General features: G+C 36.4%; 11 protein-coding genes. 4 read left to right on the top strand and 7 right to left on the bottom strand.

Translation table 11 applies throughout. The features are described from left to right. Positions 1-223: 223 nt before the first annotated feature. Complete coding sequence (locus tag KO524_RS03425) at positions 224-1,123, bottom strand: NifU family protein (protein ID WP_219290099.1); 900 nt, start codon at positions 1,121-1,123, stop codon at positions 224-226. 162 nt (positions 1,124-1,285) lie between these two features. Here KO524_RS03425 and KO524_RS03420 point away from each other — a divergent pair, with 162 nt between their 5' ends. Genes KO524_RS03420 through KO524_RS03405 form a run of 4 tightly spaced genes read left to right on the top strand, consistent with a single transcriptional unit; the run spans position 1,286 to position 9,176 of the window. Next, positions 1,286-1,693 (top strand): hypothetical protein, encoded by a 408-nt coding sequence (locus KO524_RS03420; protein ID WP_219290096.1) that lies wholly within the window; start codon positions 1,286-1,288, stop codon positions 1,691-1,693. 12 nt (positions 1,694-1,705) lie between these two features. Next, a complete protein-coding gene (locus KO524_RS03415; protein ID WP_219290095.1) occupies positions 1,706-7,606 on the top strand; it encodes a T9SS type B sorting domain-containing protein in 5,901 nt (1,966 codons plus the stop codon). Between the two features lie 7 nt (positions 7,607-7,613). Further along, the gene (locus KO524_RS03410; protein WP_219290092.1) at positions 7,614-8,615 is read left to right on the top strand and encodes a type IX secretion system membrane protein PorP/SprF; all 1,002 of its coding nucleotides are present in this window, start codon (positions 7,614-7,616) and stop codon (positions 8,613-8,615) included. A gap of 51 nt (positions 8,616-8,666) precedes the next feature. After that, positions 8,667-9,176 carry a gamma carbonic anhydrase family protein gene (locus tag KO524_RS03405; protein ID WP_219290089.1) on the top strand — a complete coding sequence of 170 codons (510 nt, stop codon included), beginning with the start codon at positions 8,667-8,669 and terminating at the stop codon, positions 9,174-9,176. Between the two features lie 165 nt (positions 9,177-9,341). On the opposite strand, the gene murI is transcribed toward KO524_RS03405, so the two are convergent. From murI to KO524_RS03375, 6 genes are all read right to left on the bottom strand, one after another. Continuing rightward, on the bottom strand, positions 9,342-10,121 hold the full coding sequence (murI, locus tag KO524_RS03400) for a glutamate racemase (RefSeq protein ID WP_219290072.1): 780 nt from the start codon (positions 10,119-10,121) through the stop codon (positions 9,342-9,344). A 65-nt stretch (positions 10,122-10,186) separates the two neighbouring features. Next, entirely contained in the window at positions 10,187-10,702 is a 516-nt protein-coding gene (locus KO524_RS03395; protein WP_219290069.1) for an OmpH family outer membrane protein, read from the bottom strand. Positions 10,703-10,743: 41 nt separating this feature from the next. Further along, entirely contained in the window at positions 10,744-12,000 is a 1,257-nt protein-coding gene (locus KO524_RS03390; protein ID WP_219290067.1) for an OmpH family outer membrane protein, read from the bottom strand. Between the two features lie 36 nt (positions 12,001-12,036). Then, positions 12,037-14,691, bottom strand: coding sequence for an outer membrane protein assembly factor (locus tag KO524_RS03385; protein WP_219290050.1), 2,655 nt, complete (start codon positions 14,689-14,691; stop codon positions 12,037-12,039). 7 nt (positions 14,692-14,698) lie between these two features. Then, the gene (locus KO524_RS03380; protein WP_219290048.1) at positions 14,699-15,439 is read right to left on the bottom strand and encodes an isoprenyl transferase; all 741 of its coding nucleotides are present in this window, start codon (positions 15,437-15,439) and stop codon (positions 14,699-14,701) included. Then, entirely contained in the window at positions 15,439-16,122 is a 684-nt protein-coding gene (locus KO524_RS03375) for a DUF6089 family protein (RefSeq protein ID WP_219290045.1), read from the bottom strand. Before KO524_RS03375 ends, KO524_RS03380 begins: the two co-directional genes overlap by 1 nt. Positions 16,123-16,218 lie beyond the last annotated feature (96 nt).

The raw sequence follows: 16,218 nt of genomic DNA, 5'->3' as shown, positions 1-16,218 counted from the left end.
AGAGGTTGTCTATAGGCAGCCTCTTTTGTTTTTATAGTATTCTACGTTATTTGAGAAGGTGGCTGCTGGAAGGGAGTATTGTCTTGCTTAAAACGCTTCATTGAAGAGGAATTTTAAAGACGGGGAGATAATAGAGTATAAAAAAAGACTGTCTCAAATAGGAGGCAGTCTTTTAGTTGATTTATTATATGGTCAATTCAAATGTTTAGCATTCTTTTAAAAATTATCCGTTTGAAGCTTCTACTCGAATACTTTCGTCGTTAAGCATTTGTCTTAGCATATTTTCGATTCCGTTTTTTAACGTAAAAGTAGAAGAAGGACAACCGCTACAAGCGCCTTGCAAAATTACATTTACCGTGTTTTGATCGGCGTCATAGGACTGAAAAGCAATGTTTCCACCATCGGCGGCGACAGCGGGTTTAACGTATTCTTCTAGTATGTTGATAATCTGCTGTGAGATGGTATCCAGGCTATCAAAATGCGCTTCGGTTTTTTTGTCGGATTCCGTAGTGTTTGTAATCAAACTTTCCTCTACGGCTAAGTTGCCGTTTTCCAAAAAGTTTTTAATAAAAGTTCTGACTTCCAAAGTGATTTCTTGCCACTCATACGTATCGTACTTGGTAATGGATACATAGTTCTCGTCAATAAATATTTCTTTGATAAAAGCCAGTTGAAACAGTTCTTTAGCCAAAGGCGATGAGGTCGTCTCATCTATGTTTTTGTATTCAACGGATTTCTTGGTAAGTATCTTATTGGCAACAAACTTTAAAACAGCCGGATTCGGAGTGGTTTCCCCATATATAGTAATGGGTTGTTTTTTTGGTTGGTTCTCCGGTTCTAAAATCACTTTGCCACCTTTTTCTATAAAAGCTTGTATTTGTTCTGCAACTAAATCCTTAACTTCTGCCCATTCTACAATTGAAAATTTTTCAATGGCAACAAAATTGCTCGAAATAAAGACAGTTTTAACAAATGGAAGATAAAAAAGTTGTTTTGCCAACGGAGATAGCGCGGTTTCATCGATATTTTTAAACTCGTAACTCGCTCCTTTTATAATGAAGTCTGGCAATACAAACTTAACAATGGCGGGGTTTTGACTGTCAATCGTTTTTATTTGGGACATTTTTTTTGATTTTTTTCAAATTTAACGAAGTTATATTGTATGAAATGCTATATTTGGAAATTTAAACTCAAAATTAACATTTGATTACAACCGTGTTAACAGCGAGCTGAAAATTAATGAGAAAATACCTATTTTATTGAACAACCAAAAAAGCTTATAATAATGAAAGGAATTAGTTTTGTTTTTCTGTTTCTTGCGAGTATGATGTTCTACGGTGCTAGTGCGCAGGTGGATACAGCAGCGGTAATTGATCCTCGGATCCAAGAAGTATATCGGGATAATATGAAATTGTTAGCAAGTGATCCATGGCGAGTAAAAGCTTTGGAACGTTTGCTGACAGAGCGAATAGAGATCATTGAAGTAGCTCCTTCAGCAGATGAGAAGGATGTTAAGCTATCTACCATGCCGTTGTTTAATAAGTACAATCGAAACTTAAGAAGAGATGAGGCTTTTGATATCAATAATTTTAATGTACTAAAATACGATTTGAATTTTTTCGCTAATTTTAGAATCTCCTATCGTATTGATAATACTAATTATATAATTAAGATTAATCCAACTTCTAAATAATAAACCATAAAGATGAAACAAATAATATTTTTATTTTTAATATTTACTTCATTGTTTTCCTTTGCACAGGGAGGGGAGGATAATACTCCTTATCTGATGGAGAATCGGGTCATTCGAACTTGTTCGGGAATCGTATACGATTCTGGAGGGTTTAATGGAAACTACTCTAATGACGAAAACATTACGATGACTATCTGTCCGGATGTTGACGGTGCTTTCGTTAGGTTAGATTTCACAACCTTTTTACTTGAAAATAACGCCGATTTCCTTACAATTTTTGATGGAATTGGTACAGGAGGTCAGCAAATAGGACTCGATCCTTTTACCGGGACCAATTCGCCGGGTACGGTATCTGCCTTAATAGGTGATGGTGCTACCGGTTGTCTTACCTTAGTGTTTACTTCAGATGACACCAATACCGCTCCAGGTTTTTCTGCTAGAATTACTTGTGCGCCGCCTTGTCAAATAATGGTACCGCGAATTGTACAAACCTCGCCGGATGCTAATCCTGCACTGGGAAAAGTATGTGAGGAAGATTATGGTACTGTAAAGATTTGTGTTGGTGAAGAAATCTTTTTTACTGGAGCAGCTGAATTCTCTGAAACAGCGGAGGGAGCAAAATACATGTGGGATTTTAAAAACGGTACTCGTGGCTTAGGGCAACGCGTAGCAACATCCTACGATGAACCGGGTGCTTATAGAGTAAGTCTTATTATAGAAGACCCCACAGGCTGTCGTTCCGATCAAGTAGCAACAGTTACGGTTTTGGTTTCAACGACAAAAGATGTAGATTTTAATTTAGCCTCCGATAAACTAGTATATTGTTTAGGAGAAGATATTCAGCTGACCGCTGCTCCGGAAATGATTGCTTTTCCTTTTGTACCCACTCCTCCATTAGCAGGAACTACGTGGTTACCCGATGGATTAGGTAGAGTATATAATACTTCAATAAAAGTAGATGAATACTGTGCAGATCAGGTTTTGGAGGAAGAGCACATGAGAGATTTTAAAATATGTATTAATTTAGAGCATTCGTTTACGGGGGATTTGGATATGTGGATACAAGCACCAAATGGTGCGATTACTTGGTTGTTTAGACCAGCTGGTGGAGGTAACTTTTTTGGACACCCTATCGATGATTTAGTTTCGGGGCCAGGATTGGGATCGACCTATTGTTTTACAGAGGCTGGTGCTACGACGATTGCAGGTGGACAAACCGAACCTACTAACATTAATTCACCAGGACGAACTTATATTCCGGGAGATTATTTACCGATAGATAATAACTTTGATGCCTTAATAGGTAGTCCTATAAATGGGAATTGGACGCTTTTTATTCGTGATAATTTAGCACAAGACGACGGATATATTTTCTGGTGGTCGGTAGAGTTTTCCGATGAGCAAGCTCCAGCTGATTTATCTTTTACTCCTGTTGCAGATATTAAAAGATGGCTTCCAGCAGAAGGATTAGTTAATCAAGGTACAACAGGTAATGCTACGGTTAGACCTAGTGCACCGGGTACTTATACCTATACTTATGAATTGGTTGATGATTTTGATTGTGCCTTTACTGACAGTATTACTGTAGAAGTAGTCGGTCCAGTTATTTTAGGAACACCAATCGATTTAAATCAATGTAAAGACAATATCGGTAACGCAACTTTTGATTTGCGTGATGTAGAATCGTCTTTAACAGTAAGCAATCAGTTTACCTTTAAATATTACGGTGCTGAAGCTGATGCGGTAGCCAATAATCTTAATACGATTCCTTTTGCACAAACAATTAATATCGCAGATGGTCCAAAGCAAATTTGGGTTAGAGTGGATCAAATAGGTGTTGTTACACCATGTGCATTAATAGAAACGTTTAAATTGATTGTTAATAACTGTGACTTAAATCTAAACCCTTTACCAGCACTTCAGATTTGTGAATCTGTAAATGCTGTTGATAATGTGTTTAATTTAACCTTGCAGACGCCAAGAGTATTTAATAATACACCTGGATATAAAGTTACTTATCACTTAACGCAAAACGATGCGTTAAACAATCAGCGTCCTATCATTGATCAACTGACATTGGCTTATCCGGGTACAAACGGACAAGTTATTTATGTAAGAGTTCAAAATGAAGCAATACCAACAGAATTTGCTACAACAAATTTTAGATTGGTCATCGCGCCAAAACCGACTGTTTTCCCGGTAGGACCAACAATTGGTTGCCCAATTACTCCTGAAAAAGATTTGGCTAGTTTTTATCTGCCACTAAATAATCTTGCTTTGTCAGGTGGTCTTGCGAATGTTGAAATATCGTATTACCGCAACCAATTAGAAGCAGAACTTGGAAATCCATTAACTGCACTGCCGGATACCTTTATTTCTGGACCGACAATTATTTGGGTACGTGCTTTAAATACAACAACCGGTTGCTATAATGTAGGACCATTAGAATTGCGCATTGAGAATTTACCAGCTTTAAATCAAGGTTTAGTTATTGATTATTGTGATGCTAATAACGACGGTATTGGAACATTTGTTTTAGATGCAATTTCTACACAAATATTGGGTAGAGCAATGACTCCAGATTTGGTAATTACATACCATATTTCGAGTGCTGATGCAAGCCAAAATTTAAGACCTTTAGCTAGTCCGTATAATAATAACAGACCTGTTGAGGAAATGATTTATGCCAGAGTTGCTTTTGCACGCTCGACTTGTTTCGAAGTGGTACCGGTAAAATTGAGAGTAACTCAAGGACCTGTTATTGCACAACCTACACCACTTTCAAGTTGTGTTGACGTATTGGGAAGAGAAGTGATTTATGACTTAACTACAAAAATACCAGAAATATTAAATGGATTAAATCCTGCTAATTACCAGGTTACATTTCACGTACAACAAGCACATGCCGAGAATGGGGTTTTACCTATAGATACACCTGTTTCTTTTTCAAATGCTGTTGCAGCTGTTGTATATGTAAGAGTTGAAGATATTAATACAGGTTGTTATTCGGTAGTTTTCATCAGTTTAAGATCTGTTCTTGGGCCAGTGATTCAACCGATAGCTAACTATACCATTTGTGATGGTGAAGAAGGTGATGGATTTGCAGTATTTAATCTAAGCGACAGAATAGCATCAATTACCAATGGACAATTGGGATTGTTAGTTAGTTTCCACGCAAACCAAAATAATGCAGCAAATAATACGGGGAATTTACCTGCGAATTACCAAAATATTGTAGCTTATAACCAAACGATTTATGTACGTGTTCAAAGCACAGTATCTGGTTGTGTAGTTATTAAGCCGATGAATTTGGCAGTGGTTGCATTACCGGTATTAAATATTCCTACTACGCGTGTTGCTATTTGTAATTCTAGTGCAAATGGACAAGGTACTTTTGACTTACTTTCATTAGTAGAAGGTTTACAAAATGGAATTCCTGGTTTGGATATTCATTTTTATGAAACTCAAGCTAATGCTATAGAGGGCTTAAGAGTAAATAGAATTCCAAATCCACAAGAATATAACAACTTAAACCCTATTAATCCAGTGGTTTGGGTAAGAGCAAATAATTTTGCAACGGGATGTTTTGTTGTGAAACCGTTATATCTTGTAGTTACAGCGGCACCAATTATGCCGATACGATTAGACGATATTGTACAGTGTACAGCAATAGGAACACCAGATCGCGGAATTTTTGACTTAACAGTTAAGACACCAGTAATCTTGGCTGCTCAAACGCTAAACGACCCAGGTAGTTTAGTAGTGAGTTATTACTTGACTGAAGCGGATGCACAAATTGGTCTTACGAGAAGTATCACGGGCCCAACCGCATTTAGAAATACGGTTAATCCACAAACAATTTGGGTTAGAGTACAGAATGTAGATACTAAATGTTACGCGATTGGAAGTTTTGTTATTAAAATTAGTAATCCACTTCCTTTGGTACAACCTAATCAGATTGTTGTTTGTCAAGAAACATTGCCAAACAACGGTAGACATGTATTTGATTTGACTCAACGTGAGTTACAAATTCTAGGGGGAGGGTTAATCTTTGGTACCGATTTCAAATATTTCTTAAATAGAGATGATGCAGAAAGAGGTAACAACGCCATACCTAATCCAGATGGATATACAAATATTAGTAATCCACAGACTTTTTGGGTAGTAGTTACGAACAGAGAAGGATGTAAGAGTATGGTATCGCTAACTGTTAAAGTAACACCACTTCCAGAGCCTAATTTAACTCCAGCAGCTCTAGAAGTTTGTGAAGGTGAAGCGGGTCGAGGTAGAGGTAGGTTTGACTTGCATTTAGCTGATGCGGATATTAAAAATCATGATAATAATTTAGTGTTAGATTATTATACTAGTGAAATAGAGGCAATTGCAGGTGACGAAGCTGGCAAAATTGATTTTCCAGAGGCATATGTAAGTGTAAGCAGAACAATTTGGATTAGAGTTTCTAATCAACCAACGATTGGAGCGAATACTTGTTTTGTAATTGTTCCTCTAAAATTGATTGTAAACCCAGTTCCATTTGTAAACCCTTTAAGACCATTAATGGGTTGTGAAGAAAAGACGGATGGTTTCTATACTTTCAATCTTAAAGATAAATATGGAGAGATTTTAAATGGTAGAAACGCCAATGATTTTGATATATTCTATTATCATACTCGTGTTCTAGCTGATGAGGGTATAGCTGTTCCTATGGCCTTGATATACACGAATATGGTAGAAGGAGAAGAAACGATTTGGGTTCGATTAGTCAATAAGAAAACCGGATGTTTCTATGTAGCTCCTTTAAGACTTAAAGTCGAAGAAGCGGTATTTGCTTTTGATATTAAAACATCGCCATTAATCTATTGTGACGATAACGATGTGGTACCTGTAAATGATGGTTTCACTAGAATAGATTTGACGGTGAATGATGCTGATATCATTGGTACACAAAATATACCAGCGAATCAACTTAGAGTGGTTTATTTTGCTTCAGAACAAGATTTCTTAAACAATAGACCTATAGCTGATCCGACACAGTTTATTAACACGAGCAGTCCACAGACGATTATAGCTGTTGTTCGTTATATAAATCCAGAGTTGTTTTGTGAAGCAAACGTTCAGTTTCAAGTGATCGTTCATAAACGTCCAGAATTACTGCCTATAGCAGGTGGTTATATCTGTGAGGATTTAAATTCTAAAGAAGTTACAGGATTCTTAATTGATACGAGGTTGGATTCTAAATTATATAACTTTATTTGGAGGTTGAATGGTGGAATTATTGCAGGGGCAAATTTATCGTACTATAACGCTAAGACACCAGGTACTTATACCGTAAGTACTACCGATAAAGTAACAGGATGTGATTCGTTTAATGTAATTACTGTTGTTGTTACTAAAATTGCTCCGTTCTCTGTAACCATTGATGAGACGGTAGGTAATAGAGATGAAATGTCAGAAGATGGAAAACAAACAATAGTAGTTAATGTGTTAGACAGAAATACACCTCCGGGAGTTTATGAGTTTGCATTAGACGAAGGTGTTTATCAAAATTCTAATGTGTTTTATGACGTTACTGCAGGTGAACATTTAGTATGGGTACGCGATAGATTAACTGGTGCTTGTGCAGTTTCTAAATTAGTTTCTGTTATGAATTATCCTAAATTCTTTACTCCTAACGGTGACGGTCATAACGACACTTGGAACATTAAAGGATTGATTTCTCAACCAGATGCTAAGATTTATATCTTTGACAGATTTGGGAAATTGCTAAAACAAGTAAGTCCTGCAGGAGAAGGATGGGATGGAACTTTTGGAGGAAGACCAGTGCCTTCTACGGATTATTGGTTTACAGTAGAGTATAACGATCTCCAAGGTAATCGTAGAGAATTTAAAGGTCATTTCTCATTAAAAAGATAATTAGTTTATGAAGATTTTTAAGAAACGCTATTTAGCATTAGCATTGATAATATCACAATTTAGTGTTGCTCAAGAGGGGATGTCTGTCTATTCAGACTACCTCTCTGACAACTACTACTTGATTCACCCGTCTATGGCAGGTGCAGCTAATTGCGGTAAGTTAAGATTAACGGCCAGACAACAATGGTCTGGACAGGATGATGCACCAGCTTTACAAACTTTGAGTTTCAACACCAAAGTGGGGGAGCAGTCAGGTATTGGAGTAATTGCCTTTAACGACAGGAATGGTTACCATTCTCAAATTGGTGGTAAATTATCCTATGCACATCATATCCAATTTTCAAGATCTTACTATGATTTGAATATGTTGTCTTTTGGTATGAGTGCTGGTATGGTACAAACGACCCTCGATCAAACGAAGTTTGGTGGATTTGATCCGCTTATTACTGGTGGTATGGAACAGAAAGATTCTTACTTTAACGTGGATTTTGGTGCTTCATACCAATATTTTGAGTTTTATACTCATTTCACTGTTAAGAATGCTATTGCGAGTAAACGCGATATGTATTCTGATATTGAAAGCGATAATATGAGAAAGTATTTGTGGTCTGCCGGTTATATGTTCGGTACTGAAAGCAGAAGTGGCTTTAGCTGGGAACCGTCTTTTATGATTCAATACACTGAGGATACTCGCGAAAAAGCGTTTGATATCAATATGAAGGTTTATCAAAAATTAAACTTCGGACAAGTTTGGGGTGGGGTTTCTTACCGTAGAAATTTAGAAGGAGCGGAATATATTAAAAAGGAAAGTGTTGCTACGCAACGTATGCAATACATTACTCCAATAGTGGGTATAAACTATAAGAACTTTATGTTGGCTTATACCTATACACACTTAACGGGCGATGTAAAATTTGGTAATGGTGGTTTTCATCAGTTAACTTTAGGGATTAATCTCTTTTGTAAACCGAGTAAATACGATTGTAATTGTCCAGCAGTTAATTTTTAATTCTTATAAAAATCCCGATATTTATCGGGATTTTTTAATTTATAATATATCATGATAATAAAAGCAGTGAATGGGATTGCTCCGCAAATAGGAGTAGATTGCTATATAGCCGAAAATGCGACCGTTGTCGGTGATGTTCGTATGGGCGAGAATTGTAGTATTTGGTTTAATGCCGTTTTAAGAGGAGATGTCAATTTTATTCAAATAGGTAACAAAGTCAATATTCAAGACGGTGCTGTGGTTCACTGTACCTATCAAAAACATCCAACAGTAATCGGTAATAATGTGTCGATTGGGCACAATGCTATAGTTCACGGTTGTACCATTCACGACAATGTTTTGATCGGTATGGGGGCTATTGTTATGGATAATTGTATAGTGCATAGTAATACGATTATAGCTGCGGGTGCTGTAGTAACGCAAAATACTATAGTTGAATCTGGGGCGATTTACGCAGGGGTGCCGGCTAAAAAGGTCAAAGACATCGACGAATCCAATTTCGCAGGAGAAATAGACCGTATATCGAATAATTACGTCATGTATTCCAGTTGGTTTAAATAGTTCTGAAGAACTAGCTAGTCACTTCGCTTAAATCCGTATTGAGATAAAACAAAACGAGGCAGTCTTATAAAGACCGCCTCGTTTTGTTTTGTGACTATTCCCGTTCTCTGAAGTCGTGCCGACAGAAGTTTGGGGGCACAGGGCTGGTTATGCTTTGCGTATGGATTAGAAATCTAAATAGTGTACCGAAGATTTGTCTTCGACAAATAGCCTTAATATTTCAACCTCTTTATTAGTATAAAAGAGTCGTTTGCCTATTGTTTTGCCAGTGTTTAAAAGATTATTCTCTTCCAAGACTTTACGGGTGTGTTTGGCAACAGCGGCTCCAGAATCGATAATGTTAATATGTTCGGGTATTAATTTTTTAATCTTAGAAATTAAATAGGGGTAGTGGGTACAACCTAACACTAAGGTATCCATGCCTTTTATAACCATAGGTTCTAAGTATTGTTGGAGTAGGTAGTCCATTTCAGGATCGTTGATTTTGCCTTCTTCTATGAGTTTTACAAGGTCATATCCAATTTGCTCAACGATCACGATATCGGAATACTTTTTAACGGTATTGGAAAACAGCTCACTAGTTAATGTTCCTTTAGTCGCTAGTACGCCAATAACAGCTGTTTTAGTTAGTATTGTAGCTGGTTTGACTGCTGGTTCTATTCCAATGATTGGAAGGCTGTATTTGGCTCGTAATTCACTTATAGCATTTGTTGTCGCAGTATTACAGGCAACAATAATTAGTTTGCAGTGTTGGCTGATTAGGTAATCGATATTTTTGATGGATAAGGCTATAATCTGCTCTTTGGTACGTTGGCCGTAAGGTGCGTTTTTGCTATCTGCTAAGTAAATAGTGTTTTCGTAGGGAAGTAACAGGTTGACTTCTTTGCAAATGGTAGTTCCTCCGATTCCAGAATCAAATAACCCGATTGGTTTTGTGTTGTCCATAAACAAATATAAAAAAAAACTGCCCACAAAAGTAGGCAGTTTATATAGTTTTATAAGGATTTAGATTATTTAACGCCTAAATCTTTTTTAACATCTTCCAATAAGTTTGGTCCGTCTGCCATAATAACTCCAGAACCGATAGAAGAGTCTAATACATATTCAAATCCTTTAGCACGAGCTACTTTTTGAATGCTCAATCTCGTTTTCTCAAAGATTGGTTTAGTTAAATCAACTTGTTTTTTCTGAAGGTCTTGTTGAGCAGTAGTTTGAAACTGTTTAATTCTACCTTCGATACTTTCAAGTTCCTCTACACGTGTTTTATTTATCACTTCACTAACCGTGTTGGATTCATCTTGAAATTTTTTCATTTTTGCTTGATACTCCGTGATCATATTTCCATAATCCTTCTCGTAGCCTTCACTAAGTTTTTTTAGAGTAGCATCAGCGTTCTTCATATCTGGCATTTGCGCCATTAATTCTTGAACGTCAATATGAGCAGTTTTTGATTGAGCCATAACATTAGTTTGACTGATTCCAAAAAATACAACCGCTGCAATTAATAAAGATTTCATTTTTTTCATTTTTCTTGATTTTGGATTTTTATTATATAATTTATTTTGGGTTATTTTACACTATTTCTAAGCAATTCTTCTCTTGCTTTCTTAGCATCTTCTTTTTGTTGTTTCGCTCTTTCTCGTTTTTCTTCTTGTATTTTACGAGTGGCTTCTATCGCAGCTTTTCTTTCAGCTAAAGCGATTTCTTTCTTACGAGCGATTTCCTTTTGTATTTTATCTTGTTGTTGTTTTCTTTCTTCAACCAGTTGATTCATATCAACCTTGTTTTTATTTCCTCCAACATTTAAAGCTTCTTGTTCGCGTTGTTTCTTTAAATCGTCTAACAATTGTTTCTTTTTCTCGTTCTCTACGGCAAGTTTTTCCTTCTGTTCTTCAAGTTCTTTCAAGCGTTCCTGTTGAAGGCGCTTTCGTTGTTCGTCTGCCAATCGTTTGGTTTCAGCAATTTCTTGTTGCTTTTGCTCCAATTGAGATTTGCGGTCTTCAATTTCTTTTTGACGTTGAGCAGCCAAGTCGAGTTGCTTTTGCTTCAAAGCTTCGGCATCACTCTTTTGTTGTTCTTGCAGTAGTTTTTGATTTTCAGCAGCCAATTCCTCTTTTGATTTGGACGGTTCTTTTTCAGATTCATCCGAATTTTCTTTTGTAGGCGTCTTCTTACTGTCTTCAAATTCTTTTTTTCTCAAAGCCTGTTCCTCCCGTCTCTCGCGTCTTAAATCGTCCTGGTCTTTTGCTTTGTCTTGCTCTTCTAAAGCAGCCACCTCTTTACCGGTCATATTTTGCCTTTTCTTAGCACGAGCTAATCGCTGTATAACCTGTTCGCTAATATCGTGCCGTTTTGTTGCAAACAACATAGTTGATTCGGTACCCTTGTCTAAAACATAGTCAAATCTCTTTGCGTCTGCAATCTCTTGAATCACCGTAAATACCTGGTCTTGTATAGGTTTTACCAGCATGATTTTCTGAGTGATTAAATCACCTTTAGCACCAAATTTTTTTTGTTGAAATTCCAATAATTCATTTTCCAAAAGCGAGATGTTTTCCTCACGCTCCTCAATTAGTTCTCGGGTCAATAAGGTTCTTTCGGCACTTAGATTGTCTTTTATTTTCTTTATTTCTGCTTTTTTGCTGTCCACTTCTTTTTTCCAAATAGCAGCTTTTTCTTCTAATTGATTATTTGCTTCAATATATTCAGGAGTTTTTTTGAGTATGTATTCCATGTCAATATAGGCTACACGTACACTAGCTCCCTGAGCAAAAACGCTCATAGAAGTTAAAACAGTCGCAATTGAAGCAAATAATAATTTCATAGTTATATGATGGGTTTAGTTATATTTTTAAATAAACTAAAACTGTTGTCCTAAGATAAAGTGAGGTTGCCAACCACTTTTCTGAGTTGTTCCTGGTACTGCATCAAATCCGTATCCATAATCAAATCCTAACATTCCAAACATCGGCATAAATACTCTTACTCCTAGTCCGGCAGAACGCTGCATCTTAAACGGATTATAGTTCTTAAATGTATCGAAATTCGCTCCTGCTTCAGCAAAAGTTAATAAGAATACTGAGGCACTTGGCTTTAGCGTAATAGGATAACGTAATTCTAGGGCGAATTTATTGTATACTGTCCCCCCAATTGCTTCACCATATTGATTTACAGGAGTAAGTGTTTGATTCTCATACCCTCTCAATTGCACAATTTCTCTACCATCCATTGAAAAGTTGGCCATCCCATCTCCTCCTAAGTAAAAACGCTCAAAGGGAACCAAACCTCTGTTTTGATTATAGGCTCCAAGAAATCCAAATTCTCCAACAGTACGCAAAACTAATTTTCCGTAAAGTGTAGTATACCAATCTCCTTTGAATTTGATTTTGTAATACTCTAACCAATTGAATTTCTTTTGGTCAATCTTTTCTTGATTTGGAGCTGCATCTTGATAATTAGCTACAGGCTCTCCTTTTTCATTTAAATACGATCCTATTGGTATATCCGCACCGTTTGGTGCTTTCATAGCTTCAGTAGTTTTTACTTTGTATTCCTCTTGGTCTTTTAATTTGGCATAATCGATTTTGTTGAATAAAGAGTAAGGTGGTGTAAACTTACCACTAACACTAAATTCTGAACCGAAAGTAGGGAAAATAGGGTCCATACCTCTATTATCTCTTTTTAACTCTACGGTGTAGGTAAAGTTTCTCGACGATCCATCTCCAAAAGTAAATAAACCAGTACGGTAGTTGTTTAAGTCGTAATACTGAAAACTCAACGTATTGTACAAGGTAAAATAGTCATCCGGTGCAGCCAATTGTTTTCCAAGACCTACCGATACGGTTGTGATATTAAAACTTTGACTACGGTTTACATCTCTAGTATTGTAATTGTATAAAAATTGCTTACTGTATGCAATAGAACCATAGAAACTGATCGGTTTTTTACCTCCTAACCAAGGTTCTGAAAAACTCAAACTATAAGTTTGGTAATAAGAACTTCCCTGTAAACGAAGGGCCATCTTTTGACCATCACCCATTGGGAATGGTTTATAGGCTTCTTTGTTGAAAATATTTCTGACAGAAAAATTATTGAACGATAGACCTAAGGTTCCGATAAATCCTCCACCGCCATAACCTCCCTGTAATTCAATCTGACTCGCTCCTTTTTCAACTACTTGCCAGTCAACATCTACTGTTCCTGCATTTGGATCGGCATTTTTGATATCTGGATTGATTGCTTGAGCATCAAAAATTTGTAACGCGCCCAGACGTCTCATGGTTTCCATAACAGTTGCCTTGCTCCAAGTCTGTCCCGGACGAGTTCTTAATTCTCTATAGATAACGTGATCGTGTGTCTTTTCATTACCACTTACTGTGATATTACTGAACTTCGCTATAGGTCCTTCGATAATTCTAATTTCAAAATCGATGGTGTCGTTAGCTGTTCTAACTTCAACAGGATTGATTCTTGAAAATAAATAACCGTTGTTTTGATATTGATTGGTGATGTCAAAAGCATCTGGACTTGATTTGTCTTCAATTCGCTTTTGCAATAAAGTACCGTTGTAAACCTCGCCTTTTTCAATTCCTAAAATTCTATTTAATTGAGAATTGGTATAGGCTGTATTTCCTAGATATCGAATATTTCCAAAGTAGTATTTTCTTCCTTCTTCAATATTCATGTCAATAGCAATACGATTGGTCTTTGGATTGTAGACGGTAGTATCCATAGTGATACGAGCGTCACGATAACCATTTTCTTTGTATTTATCGACAATTTTACCCAAATCTTCTTTGTATTTATCTTTGATAAATTTAGAAGATTTAAAGATTCTCATCGGATTAAATGGGCTTCGTTCTTTGGTTTCTTTCATCGCCTTTTTAAGGTTGGCATCGGTTAATTTTTCGTTGCCATGAAATTTGATTTTAGAAACCTTAACCTTACTTCCGCGGTCAACATTTAGTACCATGTCTACCTTGTTTCCGGTAGAATCTGGAATGGTGTTGATGTTAACTTTGGTGTTGTAAAAACCGTCTTTTTTATATTTATTTAAAACATAGTTACGCGTAGTGGTAATCAAGTTTTCGTTGACAATTTTACCTTTGATTAAGCTACTTTCCTTAAGTACTGCTGCTGCTTTGGCTTTGCGTAAACCTTTTACTTTTACTTCATTTAAACGAGGTAATTCATTTAAATTTAGTTCTAAATTTATGGTATCTCCTACGATAGAAGTTTCATAAATATTTATATCGCTAAAGAAACCTAATTTCCATAGTTTTTTTACAGCATCAGAGATTTCTTCTCCAGGGATTGTTATGGATTGTCCTTTGCTGAGTCCAGCGAAAGTAACCACTGTATGCGAATTGTAATTCACTTTTCCCGACACTTCTATATCACCTAGGATATAGTGCTTTGGTGCATTTGTTATAGAAATGCTATCTTGAGCGTTTGAGGTAGCACTGAAACTAACAACAAAAAGTGCAAAAAGAGTCTTGATACCTTTTTGAAACATTATAGTATTATTTAATTTGTTCACTTGTTTTTCCAAATCTTCGTTCTCTATTTTGATAACTTAACAGGGCTTGGCAAAGATGTACTTCTGTAAAGTCTGGCCAAAGCACTTCTGTAAAATAAAATTCAGCGTATGCAATTTGCCAAAGTAAGAAATTGCTGATACGCTGTTCGCCGCTAGTCCTGATTACAAGGTCTACGTCGGGTAAATTATGCGTGTAAAGATGCTCATTAATAATTGATTCATCAATATTGGCTATTGAAATTATATTATTTTTAACTTTATCACATATTTGTTTGGTGGCATTGATTATTTCTTCTCTTGAACCATAGCTCAAAGCTAGAGTTAGGGTCATTTTTCCATTGTCTTTCGTTTTTTCAATTACCTCGAAAAGTTCGTTTTGAACGGACATAGGTAAACTGGAAAGATTGCCAATAGCATTTAGAGAAATTTCGTTTTTTGTGAAAGTCTTCAGCTCTTTTTTTAGAGATTTTACCAATAGTTTCATTAGTGAGTCTACTTCAAGCCTAGGTCTATTCCAGTTTTCGGTAGAAAACGCATATAGGGTTAGGTTTTGAATCCCCAACTTAGCGCAGGTTTCTACTGTGGTGCGAACACTTTTTGCGCCATTTTCGTGGCCGATAACTCTGAGTAGTCCTTTTTGCTTAGCCCATCGACCGTTGCCGTCCATTATGATAGCAAGGTGATTGGGAAGTAATGCGGGATTTATTTGTTCAATCAAATTCATTAAGGTGTGCAATAACAAGGGTTTTTTCCGAATGTATAGGTCAAAGTTAGGCCGCTGTAAAAGTACCAATCTTTGTTGTTCTTTTTTCCGAAATTATAGGATTCAAATTCAGTGTCACTTGCGGCGCTACCGTCCAAATTATCCGTAAAGGTATATCGAGCACCCACTTCGGCACTGATAATTAATCGTTGGCCTAGTCGAGCCTTAAATCCTGCAACTATTGGAATAGCTAAGGATTTATTGGTGCCATCTTCATATAATTTCCCTTTTTTAAAATGAAACTCGTCGTATTGAAAGCCTGCCAGCCCACTGTATAAATAAGGGGTTGCGGCAAAGCCCGGTTCGTGAAGGTCAAATTCAAAAAAATTAAATTCCATTCCTAAAGAAATCTCCTTTATGTTGTTTTTAAAGGCATATCCTCGCTCTTTCCTGCTACCCATATCCGATTTTGCGTCATCCGCAGCTATCTTTAATTGAGTATAACTAAATCTAAAGGAATGTCTGGGACTCCTATTCCAGCGGTAAACAATACCATAGCCCAATTCTTTTGGAGCTATATATTGAGTAGACCCTACATCACCTACGTAATTGGCGCCGCCAAAGCTGATACCAACTTCATGTATTTGAGCGCTTATGGTGCTAATGCAAAAAAGCATTAAAAAAGTTGTTAGAGTTCGGGTCATTTTGTTAAAATAGGTTGCAAATATACTAATATAGAGTTTTAAAAATCGTGATAACCATTTTTAATGTGTGTTTTTTTTATTTACGATGTTTTTCTA

This window comes from Flavobacterium sp. NKUCC04_CG, assembly GCF_019345525.1.
GTDB lineage: Bacteria > Bacteroidota > Bacteroidia > Flavobacteriales > Flavobacteriaceae > Flavobacterium.
The sequence above is the reverse complement of the archived record's forward strand: the minus strand, read 5'-3'. Positions and strand labels throughout refer to the sequence as shown.